The sequence below is a fragment of the Pseudomonas sp. FG29 genome (assembly GCF_057809355.1).
This window is the reverse complement of record NZ_JBMDJU010000036.1, coordinates 1-12,864: the sequence shown is the minus strand read 5'-3', so window position 1 is coordinate 12,864 and position 12,864 is coordinate 1. Positions and strand designations below refer to the sequence as shown.

Annotated in this window: 12 protein-coding genes and 1 other RNA gene; 10 read left to right on the top strand and 3 right to left on the bottom strand. The window is 65.1% G+C overall.

Annotated elements, in window-relative coordinates; genetic code table 11:
* Nucleotides 1-3: 3 nt before the first annotated feature.
* The gene (pepP, locus tag ACODS1_RS22680) at nucleotides 4-1,338 is read right to left on the bottom strand and encodes a Xaa-Pro aminopeptidase (protein WP_489087425.1); all 1,335 of its coding nucleotides are present in this window, start codon (nucleotides 1,336-1,338) and stop codon (nucleotides 4-6) included.
* Between the two features lie 22 nt (nucleotides 1,339-1,360).
* A complete protein-coding gene (locus ACODS1_RS22675; RefSeq protein WP_489087424.1) occupies nucleotides 1,361-1,915 on the bottom strand; it encodes a YecA/YgfB family protein in 555 nt (184 codons plus the stop codon).
* 179 nt (nucleotides 1,916-2,094) lie between these two features.
* On the opposite strand from ACODS1_RS22675, the gene ACODS1_RS22670 reads away from it, so the two are divergent.
* From ACODS1_RS22670 to ACODS1_RS22630, 9 genes are all read left to right on the top strand, one after another.
* Complete coding sequence (locus ACODS1_RS22670) at nucleotides 2,095-2,304, top strand: TIGR02449 family protein (protein ID WP_322981854.1); 210 nt, start codon at nucleotides 2,095-2,097, stop codon at nucleotides 2,302-2,304.
* Nucleotides 2,301-2,609, top strand: coding sequence for a cell division protein ZapA (locus tag ACODS1_RS22665; RefSeq protein WP_489087423.1), 309 nt, complete (start codon nucleotides 2,301-2,303; stop codon nucleotides 2,607-2,609). The genes ACODS1_RS22670 and ACODS1_RS22665 overlap by 4 nt, the downstream gene beginning before the upstream one ends.
* Before the next feature lie 68 nt (nucleotides 2,610-2,677).
* Nucleotides 2,678-2,856, top strand: a non-coding RNA gene (gene ssrS, locus ACODS1_RS22660) — 6S RNA.
* A gap of 58 nt (nucleotides 2,857-2,914) precedes the next feature.
* Entirely contained in the window at nucleotides 2,915-3,517 is a 603-nt protein-coding gene (locus ACODS1_RS22655) for a 5-formyltetrahydrofolate cyclo-ligase (RefSeq protein WP_489087422.1), read from the top strand.
* A gap of 369 nt (nucleotides 3,518-3,886) precedes the next feature.
* Nucleotides 3,887-4,336: an EVE domain-containing protein gene (locus ACODS1_RS22650; RefSeq protein WP_322981851.1), complete on the top strand. Its 450-nt coding sequence runs from the start codon at nucleotides 3,887-3,889 to the stop codon at nucleotides 4,334-4,336.
* Between the two features lie 51 nt (nucleotides 4,337-4,387).
* Nucleotides 4,388-6,241, top strand: coding sequence for a sensor domain-containing diguanylate cyclase (locus ACODS1_RS22645; RefSeq protein ID WP_489087421.1), 1,854 nt, complete (start codon nucleotides 4,388-4,390; stop codon nucleotides 6,239-6,241).
* A 69-nt stretch (nucleotides 6,242-6,310) separates the two neighbouring features.
* Nucleotides 6,311-7,381, top strand: a complete 1,071-nt coding sequence (locus ACODS1_RS22640; RefSeq protein ID WP_489087420.1) for an HlyD family secretion protein — start codon at nucleotides 6,311-6,313, stop codon at nucleotides 7,379-7,381.
* A complete protein-coding gene (rbbA, locus tag ACODS1_RS22635; protein WP_489087419.1) occupies nucleotides 7,378-10,113 on the top strand; it encodes a ribosome-associated ATPase/putative transporter RbbA in 2,736 nt (911 codons plus the stop codon). The genes ACODS1_RS22640 and rbbA overlap by 4 nt, the downstream gene beginning before the upstream one ends.
* Nucleotide 10,114: 1 nt before the next feature.
* The gene (locus ACODS1_RS22630; RefSeq protein WP_489087418.1) at nucleotides 10,115-11,239 is read left to right on the top strand and encodes an ABC transporter permease; all 1,125 of its coding nucleotides are present in this window, start codon (nucleotides 10,115-10,117) and stop codon (nucleotides 11,237-11,239) included.
* A 59-nt stretch (nucleotides 11,240-11,298) separates the two neighbouring features.
* Here the strand turns inward: ACODS1_RS22630 and ACODS1_RS22625 are convergent, their stop codons facing one another.
* Nucleotides 11,299-11,703, bottom strand: coding sequence for a flagellar basal body-associated FliL family protein (locus ACODS1_RS22625; protein WP_322981846.1), 405 nt, complete (start codon nucleotides 11,701-11,703; stop codon nucleotides 11,299-11,301).
* A 155-nt stretch (nucleotides 11,704-11,858) separates the two neighbouring features.
* Between ACODS1_RS22625 and ACODS1_RS22620 the strand changes: the two genes are divergently transcribed.
* Nucleotides 11,859-12,839, top strand: coding sequence for an NADPH:quinone oxidoreductase family protein (locus ACODS1_RS22620; RefSeq protein WP_489087417.1), 981 nt, complete (start codon nucleotides 11,859-11,861; stop codon nucleotides 12,837-12,839).
* The last annotated feature ends 25 nt before the right edge of the window (nucleotides 12,840-12,864 follow it).

Below are 12,864 nucleotides of genomic sequence, written 5' to 3'. Positions count from 1 at the left end.
GGCTCAGGCCGCCTCGCTGCGCGCGGCAGCCATCAACGCCTCGATCTCGGCGACCGACTTCGGCACGCCATTGGTGAGAATCTCGCAGCCCTTCTTGGTCACCACCACGTCGTCCTCGATGCGCACGCCGATACCGCGCCACTTCTTCGCCACCTTGTCATTGTCGGTGGCGATATAGATGCCCGGCTCGACGGTCATGGCCATGCCCGGCTCGAGCACACGCCACTCACCGCCGACCTTGTAGTCGCCGACATCGTGCACGTCCATGCCCAGCCAGTGGCCGGCACGGTGCATGTAGAAAGGCTTGTAGGCTTCGCAGGCGATCAGTTCATCGACGTCGCCGCTGAGCAGGCCCAGTTCCACCAGGCCGGCGGTGATCACTCGCACGGTGGCCTCGTGGGCTTCGTTCCAGTGCTTGCCGGGGGCGATGTGCTTGAAGGCCTCTTCGTTGGCTTTCAGCACCAGTTCGTAGATGGCCTTCTGCTCGGGCGAAAACTTGCCGCTGACCGGGAAGGTGCGGGTGATGTCGCTGGCGTAGCAGTCGATCTCGCAACCGGCATCGATCAGCACCAGGTCGCCATCCTTGAGCAGCGCGTCGTTCTCGCGGTAGTGCAGGATGCAGGCGTTCCTGCCGGCCGCGACGATGCTGCCGTAGGCCGGCATCTTCGCTCCGCCCTTGCGGAACTCGTAATCCAGCTCGGCTTCCAGGTGGTATTCGTAGAGGCCGGCGCGGCTGGCCTGCATGGCACGGATATGGGCGCGCGCGCTGATCTCGGCAGCCTCCTTCATCACCTTCACTTCGGCGGCCGACTTGTACAGGCGCATGTCGTGCAGCAGGTGGTCGAGGGCGACGAACTCGTTCGGCGGCGTGGCGCCCTGGCGGGCCTTGGCGCGGATATGGTTGATCCACTCCATCAGCCGCTGGTCGAACTCCTGGTTGAAACCGATGGCGTAGTAGACCCGCTCACGGCCTTCGATCAGCCCCGGCAGGATGTCGTCGATATCGCCGATGGGGAAGGCATCGTCGGCGCCGAAGGTGCTCACGGCACCGTCCTGGCCGGCACGCAGACCATCCCACAGCTCGCGCTCGGGATCGCGCTCACGGCAGAACAACACGTACTCGCCATGTTCGCGGCCGGGGATCAGCGCCATCACCGCTTCCGGCTCGGGGAAGCCGGTGAGGTACTGGAAATCACTGTCCTGACGGTAGGTGTGCTCGACATCGCGATTGCGGATGTACACAGGTGCCGCCGGCAGGATGGCGATGCTGTTGGGTTCCATCTGCGCCATCAGCGCCTTGCGCCGACGGGCATATTCGGACTTGGGAATGCTGATCACGGCAGGCTCCAACGAATGACTGTCAGTGCAGGGAAGGTTTCGGTGCGGCGGCGTCCGGCTTGGCGCACTCGGAGAACAGCAGCAGCGGCGCGACGCGCAGGTATTCCATCACCTCCATATAGTCGCTCTCGCCGTCCTCGGATTCGTCCAGTGCGTTTTGCACCTGGGCGATGGCGGACAGATCCTGCAGCACTTCCATGGCTTCGGCGCTCAGCGCGCCGTCACGGGCGGTCAGACCGAAGCCACCGAGAAAGCCCTGGCACCATTGGCCGAGAGCAGTGGCACGTTCGGCCAGCGGCGTTTCGTCGTCCGGCAGCAACAGCACCACGGTGATGTCTTCGCTGCACAGCTCACCCTTGACCATCTCCTGCAGGCCGATCAGCGCCTGGCGTACGCTGTCCTGTGGCTCGCCACCGAGCAACTCGGCGGCATCGACCAGCCAGGGGCCGGGCTCGAAGCCGGCGCCGGCGCAACTGCGCCCGAGCAGCAGGCCGTGCAATTCGGCGGGTGAGACAGTGTGCCCCGCGCTGCTCAAGAGAGCGGCGAAGGCGGCGTAGGGAGAACGGGAAGTCGACATGGGCAGCTAGGCGCCAGGCGGCGCAATCTCTAGAATGGAGGCCTCGTATCCTAGCACCGCCAGGCGAGCCAAGGCCATCTGCGGCCGCCTGGGTGCACGCGGCCTGTTCGCCAGCTGGTTTGACCTGCTGGCGCGACACGCCTATATAGTCCAGCCATTCCCTCCCGTAGCGAGAGCCCATGGAAGACGCCGACCTGCAAGCTTTGACCACCAAACTGGAGCTGCTGATCCAGCGGGTCGAGCAGCTCAAGGCCCACAACCGACTCCTGCTGGCGAATGAACAGGCCTGGCGCGAGGAACGTGCCCATCTGATCGAGAAGAACGAATTGGCCCGGCACAAGGTCGAATCGATGATTTCGCGCCTCAAAGCCCTGGAGCAGGACACATGACCCAATCCAAAACCGTGACCGTCCATATCCTGGACAAAGAATATTGCATCGCCTGCCCGCAGGAAGAACGCGCCAACCTGGAAAGCGCTGCCCGCTACCTGGATGGCAAGATGCGGGAGATCCGCACCAGCGGCAAGGTGATCGGCGCCGACCGCGTCGCGGTCATGGCCGCCCTGAACATCACCCATGACCTGCTGCACAAGCAGCAGCGCCTGGATATGGATGCCAGCTCGACCCGCCAGCAGGTGCGTGATCTGCTCGACCGCGTCGATCAGGCCCTCACCGACGATCCCAAAGCGTCCTGATCACCCGGCATGCAGGCCGATTCGTCGTGCGGTGCCCGCAAGCCGCTCTCATCGGGTATACTGGCCACCGCTCCCTGGAGTGTGCGCCAGTCGGTGATGTCCCTGAGCCGATACGCACAACCACGGGGGTTGCAAGTTGGGGCCGGTGTGCATGTCCGCCTGACGGAAAGCCTTAACGCCTCCTGCAACCTCCACCTTGAACTTTCGGGTTCAAGGGCTAAACCGACAGCGGCATGCCGGGGAGTCACTCCTTCTCTCGCCCGCGCCACTCGGCGCCGGCGCCTTCACCAGCGCGATAGCCAATCATGATCGAATCTGCCGGTTTGAGCCGTCCGCAGCTGCGTCGCCTGCTGCGCCAAAAACGCCGGGCGCTGTCCACCAGCGCCCAACGCCAGGCCGCCCAGGGGTTGTACCGTCAACTGGCACAACAGCCGCAATTTCGCCGAGCCCGACACATCGCTCTGTACTTGCCCAACGACGGCGAGATCGACCCGCGCCCCCTGCTGCGCGAAGCCCAGCGGCGCGGCAAGCACACCTACCTACCGGTGCTCAGTGCCTGGCCACGCACCAAGATGGTGTTCCAGCGCATCACTCGGCACGAGAAACTGGCGGGTAATCGCTTCCGCATCCTCGAACCCAGGCCGCAACCGGCCCGCCAGCGCAAGATCTGGGCGCTGGATCTGGTGCTGTTGCCGTTGGTCGGCTTCGATGACCGAGGCGGACGCCTCGGCATGGGTGGCGGCTTCTATGACCGTAGCCTGGCCTATCTGCGCCAGCGCAAGAATTGGCACAAGCCGACGCTACTGGGCCTGGCGCATGAGTGTCAGCGAGTGGATGCACTGGCGATGGCCAGTTGGGATGTGCCCTTGCAGGCAACGGTGACGAACAAGGCGTGGTATCGCGATTAGAAGCGTGCCGCACTCCCTGCGGCGCTGAGACTCGGAGCGGCCTAGGGCTGCTGCGAAACCTTGGCTGGAACGTCGTTCTGACGATCCAGGAGACTCTGGGTGTAACCCGTGGTAACCATGCCCAGGCCGAACAGTATGACGAGAACCCACAATAGATCTGGCTTGCGTTTCATTGATTGCCTCCCCCTTCCAGGCAATTCTGCGCGTGAACCGCGGCATTATTGTTCTATTTAGTCCGACGTCCCCCGCGTTTAGCCGGGCATTTTCCGCCAGCTGACAACGCTTCGCAATTTCTGACGCCAACCGGTCGTCGGACGGTCTACCCTCAATTGATGTCCGCCAACGGACACGCCTGCAGGAGCAAAGTTCATGCCTTATTGGCTGATGAAATCTGAACCCGACGAACTGTCCATCCATGACCTCGAACGCCTCGGCACGACGCGTTGGGATGGCGTGCGCAATTATCAGGCGCGCAACTTCATGCGGTCGATGCGACCGGATGACCTGTTCTTCTTCTATCACTCCAGTTGCCCGCGCCCAGGCATCGCGGGTATCGCCCGCATCGTCGGCGAGGTTTACCCGGACCCGACGGCGCTCGACCCTCAGAGTCATTACCACGATGCCAAGGCCAGCGCTGAGAAGAATCCCTGGAGCGCACTGGACGTTGCCTTCGTCGAAGCTTTCGATGACGTGCTGCCGTTGCCAGCACTGAAGAACAACCCGCTGCTGCTGGAAATGCCGCTGGTGCAACGTGCCAGCCGCCTCTCGGTGATGCCGGTCAGCGAAGCGCAGTGGCAGGCGATCCTGGCCATGCGCTGACTCGACTGCAGCCGTGAACCCTCAATATCGCCCCCTTGCCGGAGCCCTGCCATGACGGCCCCTTCCGCCTGGCCAGCGCGTGTGGCGCTGGCCCTGCTGCTGATTCTGCTCTGCGGCTCCAGCACGCTGCTCTGGTACCAGCTCGCCCGCGAACAGCAGCAGCGTATCGACGAGCGCATCGACTACCAGGCGCGCAGCCTGGCGCGCCAACTGGAAAACTCGCTGCAACAGGAGGTCGCCAGCCTGGAACGCATCGCCCGCCTGTGGAACACCTTCGATCGTCTGCCGCGCGACAGCTGGGAAGAAGAAGTCAATCGCACCCTGGCAGGCTTTCCCGCCTATCAGTCGATCCAGTGGCAGGGCCCGGAGCTGCGCATGCACTGGCTGCTGCCGGTGAAGGGTAACGAAGCCGCGATCAATTTCCGTCTCGAGCCCAGCCACCCCAATTACGCCCTGGCCATGCAGGCGCGCGACAGCGGTGAACAGCGCTTTTCCAACAGTTTCGAACTGGTGCAGGGCGGCCGCGGCTTCATCCTCTATACACCGCTGTATCGCACGCAGGACGGCCAACGCGTCTTCGATGGTTTCCTGCAGGGGGTCTTTCGCGTCAAGCCGTTGATGGATCAGCTGCTTACCCATCTCGACCAGGGCACCTTCACCCTCGAGCTGCTCGAGCACGGCCAGCCAATCTATCGCCACGCCCAGGCCAGCGGAGCGGACGCACCGGGGAGCGCGGTCACCCTCAACCTGCTCAACAACCAGAACTTCAGCCTTTATTTGAGCCCGACACCCGCCCTGCTCGCTCAGCTCGAAACCCCGCTGCCGCAGTTGGTACTCGGTAGCGGCCTGGTGATCAGCCTGCTGCTGGTCGCGGCCCTGGCGCTGGCCCTGCAAAACGGCCTGCGCGCGCGAGCCCAGCAGCACGCCAACCAGTTGCTGGAGATCGAAGCCCACAGGCGCGAGGAAATCGAGCAGCGTCTGCGCGAGAACCGCGAGCGCCTGCAACTGGTGCTCGATCTCACCGACTTCAGCCACGACGGCCTGTTCATCTTCGATACCGCGACCCGCGAATTGCTGCACATGAACCAGGCCACGTACGCCAGCCTGGGCTATCGCGCCGAACAGTTCGCCGAGCTGCTGCGCGACGCGCCGGAAAAGCTGATGCCCGGCTTTCACCGCTGGCTGGAGCAAGCGCATCAGGCCCAACGCGACAACCTGACGCGGATCTTCCAGCGTGAACTGATTCGCCGCGATGGCAGCCGCCAACCCGCCGAGATCAACACCCAGCTGGTGCGCCTGCACGACCGCGAGTACCTGATTGCCGTGTCACGCGACAACAGCGAGCGCCTGCAGCTGGAGGGTCAGCTGCAACGCCTGTCGCAGCTGGACGGTCTGACCGGCCTGTACAACCGCCGCTACTTCGACCAGCAACTGCTGGCGCTGTGGCGCAGCCAATGGCGCAACGCCGCGCCACTGGCGTTGCTGATGGTGGATATCGACTACTTCAAGGCCTACAACGATGCCCTCGGTCATCTGGCCGGCGATGACGCATTGCGCCAGGTCGGCGAGGTACTGCAAGGCAGCCTGCAACGTGAGGGCGATATCGCCTGCCGTTACGGCGGCGAAGAGTTCGTGGTGATCCTGCCCGGCACCGATCACCTCGGCGCCGAACAGGTCGCCGAGCGCCTGCATGCCGCCATCGCCGACTTGCATATCGGCCATCCGGGCAGCCCACTTGGGCGCCTGACCCTGAGCATCGGTATCGCGGCTGCCGAGCCGGTGCAGGACGACCGCCCAGGCGAGCTGCTCGCGCACTGCGACCAGGCGCTGTATCAGGCCAAGCACGATGGGCGTAACCGCACTGAAACCTGGCGCGACAGAACCCGCCAGCCGGCGACGATTTGACTCATATCAGCATGGCCGCGCGGCGTATTGTCCATACTGACCGCAGTCAGCCAAGGAAGCCGTCGCGCCATGAGCCTCAATCAACGCCTTGTCACCCGCGCCCTGATCCTCTGTGCCTGCGCCGCCCTCGCCGCCCTGCTCTGGTTCGAGCTGCGCCCCACAGGCCTCGGCGAAGGCTTCGCCAGCGGTAACGGACGCATCGAAGCCACCGAAGTGGACGTGGCCACCAAGCTGGCCGGGCGTGTGGCCAGCATCGAGGTGGACGAAGGCGCCTTCGTCGAGCCAGGCCAGGTCGTCGCGCGGATGGACACCCAGGTGCTCGACGCCCAGTTGCAGCAGGCCCAGGCCCAGGTGCGTCAAGCCGAGAACGCCGAGCGTACCGCCGTGGCCCAGGTCACCCTGCGCGAAAGCGAGAAGCTCAGCGCCGAAGCGGTGGTGCGCCAGCGTCAGGCCGAGTTGGACGCCGCGCAGAAGCGCCATGCGCGCAGCGCCACCCTGGTCAAACGCAACGCCCTGCCGCAGCAGACGCTCGATGATGACCTGGCGCGCCTGCAAAGCAGCCAGGCCGCACTGGCCGCAGCCCATGCTCAGGTCGCCTCGGCGAGTGCCGGTATCAGTGCCGCCCAGGCCCAGGTCGAGGAAGCCCGCTCGGCAGTGGAAGCGGCCCGCGCCAGCGTCGAGCGTCTGCAGGCCGATATCGATGACAGCCAGTTGCGCGCGCCGCGTGCCGGTCGCGTGCAGTACCGCGTGGCACAGCCAGGCGAAGTGCTTGGCGCGGGTGGCAAGGTGCTCAATCTGGTGGATCTCACCGACGTCTACATGACCTTCTTCCTACCCGAGCGCCTGGCCGGTCGCGTCGCCCTCGGCAGCGAAGTGCGTCTGGTGATCGACGCCGTGCCGCAGTACGTGATTCCGGCCAAGGTCAGCTTTGTCGCCAGCGTCGCCCAGTTCACACCCAAAACCGTGGAAACCGCCAACGAGCGCGAGAAGCTGATGTTCCGCGTCAAGGCACGCATCGATCCTGAACTGCTGCAAAAGCACCTGGCCCAGGTGAAGACCGGCGTGCCGGGCATGGCCTACCTGCGCCTCGATCCTGAGGTGGCCTGGCCCGAACATCTGGCGATCAAGGTTCCGCAATGAACGCTACGGCCGAGCCCGTCGCCCGCCTGCAAGGAGTCGCGCTGCGTTATGGCGCCACCCGCGCGGTGGATGCCGTCGACCTGAGCATCCCGGCGCGCTGCATGGTCGGCCTGATCGGCCCGGATGGCGTCGGCAAGTCCAGCCTGCTGGCGCTGATCGCCGGCGCACGGAAGATTCAGGACGGCAGCGTCGACGTACTGGGTGGCGACATGGCCAGCGGCGCGCATCGCCGCAACGTCTGCCCGCAGATCGCCTACATGCCGCAGGGTCTGGGCAAGAATCTCTACCCCACGCTGTCAGTGGTGGAGAACCTCGACTTCTTCGGCCGCCTGTTCGGCCAGGGCGCCGCCGAACGCGCTGCGCGCATCGACGACCTGCTGCGCAGCACCGGCCTGGCGCCCTTTCGCGAACGCCCGGCGGGCAAGCTCTCCGGCGGCATGAAACAGAAGCTCGGGCTGTGCTGCGCGCTGATCCATGACCCGGATCTGCTGATCCTCGACGAGCCCACCACCGGCGTCGACCCGCTGTCGCGCAACCAGTTCTGGGAGCTGATCGGCCGCATCCGCCAGCAGCGCCCGCAGATGAGCGTGCTGGTGGCCACCGCCTACATGGAGGAAGCGGCACGCTTCGATCATCTGGTGGCAATGGACGATGGACGTGTGCTGGCCGAAGGCAGCCCCGCCGAGTTGCTGCAGCGCACTGCCTGCCAGGATCTGGAGGCAGCCTTCATCGCCCTGCTGCCGGAGGAGAAACGCCAGGGCCACCAGCAATTGCAGATTCCGCCCCGCAGCAATGCCGTCAACGGCGAGATCGCCATCGAGGCGCGCGGGCTGACCTGCCGCTTCGGCGATTTCGTCGCGGTGGATCGAGTGAATTTCCGTATCGAGCGCGGGGAAATCTTCGGCTTCCTCGGCTCCAACGGCTGCGGCAAGAGCACCACCATGAAGATGCTCACCGGCCTGCTGCCGGCCAGCGAGGGCGAAGCGCTGCTGTTCGGCCAGGCCATCGACCCCAGCGACATGGCCACGCGCCAGCGCGTCGGCTACATGTCCCAGGCCTTCTCGCTGTACAGCGAGCTGACGGTGCGGCAGAACCTGGTGCTGCATGCGCAACTGTTCCACGTGCCGCGTGAGCGCATCGGCGAGCGCGTCGATGCCATGGCCCGGCGCTTTGACCTCGGCGCGGTCATGGATATGCTGCCCGAGCGCCTGCCGCTGGGCATCCGCCAGCGCCTGTCGCTGGCCGTGGCGGTGATCCACGAACCGGAGATCCTCATCCTCGACGAACCCACCTCGGGCGTCGATCCGATCGCGCGCGACGGCTTCTGGCAACTGATGCTCGACCTGTCGCGCGGCGATGGCGTGACCATCTTCATCTCCACCCACTTCATGAACGAGGCGCAGCGCTGCGACCGCATCTCGCTGATGCACGCCGGCAAGGTGCTCGACAGCGATACGCCGCAAGGCCTGATGGCAAAGCGCGGCCTGCCGACCCTGGAAGCGACCTTCATCGCCTACCTGGAGGAAGCCGCAGGCAACGCCACCGCTGCCGACGACACGACGCCGGTCAACGAACCTCCCACCGGCGCTGGCGCCGCCCTGCGTCGTCGCTTCAGCCTGCGCCGGCTGCTCAGCTACGCCCGCCGTGAATCGCTGGAGCTGCGTCGCGACCCGATTCGCGGCAGCATGGCGCTGCTCGGCACCGTTCTGCTGCTGTTCATCATCGGCTACGGCATCAGCCTGGATGTCGAGGATCTGACCTTCGCCGTGCTCGACCGCGACCAGACCACCACCAGCCAGGACTACGTGCTCAACCTCTCCGGCTCGCGCTACTTCATCGAGAAACCGCCACTGAGCGATTACGCCGACCTCGAACGACGCCTGCGCAGCGGCGAGATCAGCCTGGCGGTGGAGTTGCCGCCGAACTTCGGTCGTGACCTCAAGCGTGGCGCCGTACCGCAAGTGGGCATCTGGATCGACGGCGCCATGCCCACCCGCGCGGAAACCATCAAGGGCTACGTGCAGGGCATTCACGCCGCCTACCTGGAAGAGCTGGCGCGGCGCTCACCGCAAGCGGCGGCCGCCAGCCCGGCCAGGCTGGAAGTGCGCTACCGCTACAACCCGGACGTGGAGAGCCTCAAGGCCATGGTGCCGGCGGTGATCCCCATGCTGCTGATGCTCATTCCGGCGATGCTCACAGCGCTCGGCGTGGTGCGCGAGAAGGAGTTGGGCTCGATCATCAACCTCTACGTCACCCCGGTAACGCGCCTGGAGTTCCTGCTCGGCAAGCAGTTGCCCTATATCGGCCTGGGCCTGCTCAACTTCGTCCTGCTGGTGCTGTTGGCGGTCACGGTGTTCCACGTGCCGCTCAAGGGCAGCCCACTGACCCTGCTGCTGGGCGGCGTGCTGTACATCGGCTGCGCCACCGCGCTGGGGCTGCTGATGTCCACCTTCACCCGCAGCCAGATCGCCGCCGTATTCGGCACCGCCATCGTCACACTGCTGCCGGCCATCCAGTTCTCCGGGCTGATCTACCCAGTGTCGTCGCTGGAAGGCGCCGGCGCCGTGATCGGCCAGCTCTACCCCACCTCGCACTTTCTGGTTATCAGCCGCGGCGTATTCTCCAAGGCCCTTGGCCTCGGCGAGCTGTACGGCTACTTCATCCCGCTGGCGCTGACCATTCCGCTGCTGCTGGCGCTGTGCGTCAGCCTACTGAAGAAGCAGGAGGCCTGAGATGCGCCAACTGGCCAATATCCTGCACCTGGGGTTCAAGGAGTTTCGCAGCCTGCAGCATGACTACGCCTTGCTGCTCCTGATCGTCTGGGCCTTCAGCATGGGCGTCTATTCCTCGGCCACCAGCATGCCGGAGAGCCTGCACAATGCGGCCATCGCGGTGGTCGACGAGGATCGCTCGCAGCTTTCGCAACGCCTGGTGCAGGCCTTTCAGCCACCGTTCTTCCGCACACCGGAACACATCGACCTGAGCGAAATGGATCGAGGCATGGACGCCGGGCGCTATACCTTCACCCTGAACATACCGCCGAACTTCCAGCGCGACCTGCTGGCCGGGCGCTCGCCAGCCGTGCAACTGAACGTCGACGCCACCCAGGTGAGCATGGCCTTCACCGGCGCCGGCTACATCCAGAACATCGCAGCCGATGAGATCGCCGAATTCGTCCGCCGCTACCGCGCCAGCCTGCCGCAGCAGGCGGAACTGGCGATGCGCGTGGCCTTCAACCCGAACCTGACGCGCGCCTGGTTCGGCTCGGTGATGGAAGTGATCAACCAGATCACCATGCTGTCGATCATCCTCACCGGCGCGGCGCTGATCCGCGAGCGCGAGCACGGCACGGTCGAGCACCTGCTGGTGATGCCGGTGACGCCACTGGAAATCATGCTAGCCAAGGTCTGGTCGATGGGGCTGGTGGTGCTGACAGCCGCCGCGCTCTCGCTGCTACTGGTGGTGCAAGGCTGGCTGCAGGTGCCGATCGAAGGCTCCATCGCCCTGTTCCTGCTGGGGGCGGCGCTGCACCTGTTCGCCACCACCTCCATGGGCATCTTCTTCGGCACCGTGGCACGCTCGATGCCACAGCTGGGGCTGTTGATCATCCTGGTACTGCTGCCGCTGCAGATACTCTCCGGCGGCACCACGCCACGCGAGAGCATGCCCGAGCTGGTGCAGCACATCATGCTCGCCGCACCGACGACCCACTTCGTCGACCTGGCCCAGGCCATTCTCTATCGCGGTGCGGGGCTGGCCATCGTCTGGCCGCAACTGCTGGCCATCGTGGCGATCGGCGCGCTGTTCTTCCTCGCCGCGCTGACGCGCTTTCGCAAGACCCTGGCGCAGATGGCGTAAGCGGCTTCAGCCGCGAAGGCCACTGCGTGCGGCCTTCGTGAAGCCTGCAGGACTAACGGCTACTGAATGATCAGGTTGTTGAACAGCAGATCTTCGACGACCGGCTTGCCTTCTTCGGCATTGATCGCATCCTGCACTTTTTTCAGGGCTTCCTGGCGCAGGTTCTCGCGGCCATCGGGGGCGTTGATCACATCGCTGGTCTGCGCCGAGAACAGCATCACCAACTGATGCCGGATCAGCGGCTCATGCAGCTTGAGCTTGTCTTCGGCCTCGGTGCCGGTGACGCGCAGGGACACATCGGCCTTGTAGAACTTCAGCCGCGCTCCCTGATCAGCCAGGTTGCCGATCAGCGCCGGGGTCAGGTTGTAGTAGAGCGTGGTGGGTACCTCTTCCTTCTTCTCCGAGTTGGCCAGGGCAGGTAGGCAGATCGACAGGCTCAACAACAGGGCGGTCAACAGTTTCACGGCAGGCACTCCATCTGGGATCTGCCTAGCATAGCCATCCACAGGCCAGCACCCAAGCCCGGCGCTTATGCCGGGCTATCAGGCTCGGGCATCGTCGTTGACCCGCAGCAGGTGCTTTCTACACTGCAAGGCACCCTGCAAGAGGAATGACCTTCATGAAAGCCCTGCTGTGCAAAGCCTTCGGCCCCGCCGACACCCTGGTACTGGAAGACCTGCCGAGCCCCGAACCGAAGAAGAACGAGGTGCTGATCGAGGTGCAGGCTGCCGGGGTCAACTTCCCCGATACGCTGATCATCGAGGGCAAATACCAGTTCAAGCCACCCTTCCCTTTCGCCCCGGGCGGTGAGGTAGCGGGCCTGGTCAAGGCCGTCGGCGAGAAGGTCAGCCACCTGCGCGCCGGTGATCGGGTGATGGCGCTGACCGGCTGGGGCGGCTTCGCCGAAGAGGTCGCCGTGCCGGCCTACAACGTGCTGCCGGTGCCCAAGAGCATGGATCTGACCACCGCTGCGGCGTTCAGCATGACCTACGGTACTTCGATGCATGCCCTCAAGCAGCGCGCCAATCTGCAAGCAGGGGAAACCCTGCTGGTGCTCGGCGCCTCCGGTGGCGTCGGCCTGGCGGCGGTGGAAATCGGCAAGGCCATGGGCGCCAAGGTGATCGCCGCCGCGAGCAGTGCCGAGAAGCTGGAAGTGGCGCGCAACGCCGGCGCCGACGAGTTGATCAACTACAGCGAGCAGAGCCTCAAGGACGAAGTGAAACGCCTCACCGGCGGCCAGGGCGTCGATGTGATCTACGACCCGGTCGGCGGCCCGCTGTTCGAGGAAGCCTTCCGCAGCATCGCCTGGAACGGCCGTTTCCTGGTGGTGGGCTTCGCCGCTGGCGGCGGCATCCCGGCGCTGCCAGCCAACCTGCCACTGCTCAAGGGCGCCTCGCTGATCGGCGTGTTCTGGGGCTCCTTCGCCCAGCGCCAGCCGCAGGACAACGCCGCGAACTTCCAGCAACTGTTCGCCTGGCATGCCGAAGGCAAACTCAAGCCACTGGTGTCGCAGACCTTGCCACTGGAGCGCGGCGGCGAAGCGATCGATGCCCTCGGCCAGCGCAAGGCCGTGGGCAAGGTGGTGGTGACCGTTCGCTGAAGTGCGTAGGGCGGGTGCAACCCGC

Excerpts from the sequence above, each read along its gene's own strand:
- ACODS1_RS22650 (WP_322981851.1), top strand. The coding sequence starts at position 3,887 with ATGCCTTATTGGCTGATGAAATCTGAACCCGACGAACTGTCCATCCAT.
- ACODS1_RS22670 (WP_322981854.1), top strand. The coding sequence starts at position 2,095 with ATGGAAGACGCCGACCTGCAAGCTTTGACCACCAAACTGGAGCTGCTG.
- rbbA (WP_489087419.1), top strand. The coding sequence starts at position 7,378 with ATGAACGCTACGGCCGAGCCCGTCGCCCGCCTGCAAGGAGTCGCGCTG.
- ACODS1_RS22655 (WP_489087422.1), top strand. The coding sequence starts at position 2,915 with ATGATCGAATCTGCCGGTTTGAGCCGTCCGCAGCTGCGTCGCCTGCTG.
- ACODS1_RS22645 (WP_489087421.1), top strand. The coding sequence starts at position 4,388 with ATGACGGCCCCTTCCGCCTGGCCAGCGCGTGTGGCGCTGGCCCTGCTG.
- ACODS1_RS22665 (WP_489087423.1), top strand. The coding sequence starts at position 2,301 with ATGACCCAATCCAAAACCGTGACCGTCCATATCCTGGACAAAGAATAT.
- ACODS1_RS22620 (WP_489087417.1), top strand. The coding sequence starts at position 11,859 with ATGAAAGCCCTGCTGTGCAAAGCCTTCGGCCCCGCCGACACCCTGGTA.
- ACODS1_RS22640 (WP_489087420.1), top strand. The coding sequence starts at position 6,311 with ATGAGCCTCAATCAACGCCTTGTCACCCGCGCCCTGATCCTCTGTGCC.
- ACODS1_RS22675 (WP_489087424.1), bottom strand. The coding sequence starts at position 1,915 with ATGTCGACTTCCCGTTCTCCCTACGCCGCCTTCGCCGCTCTCTTGAGC.
- ACODS1_RS22630 (WP_489087418.1), top strand. The coding sequence starts at position 10,115 with ATGCGCCAACTGGCCAATATCCTGCACCTGGGGTTCAAGGAGTTTCGC.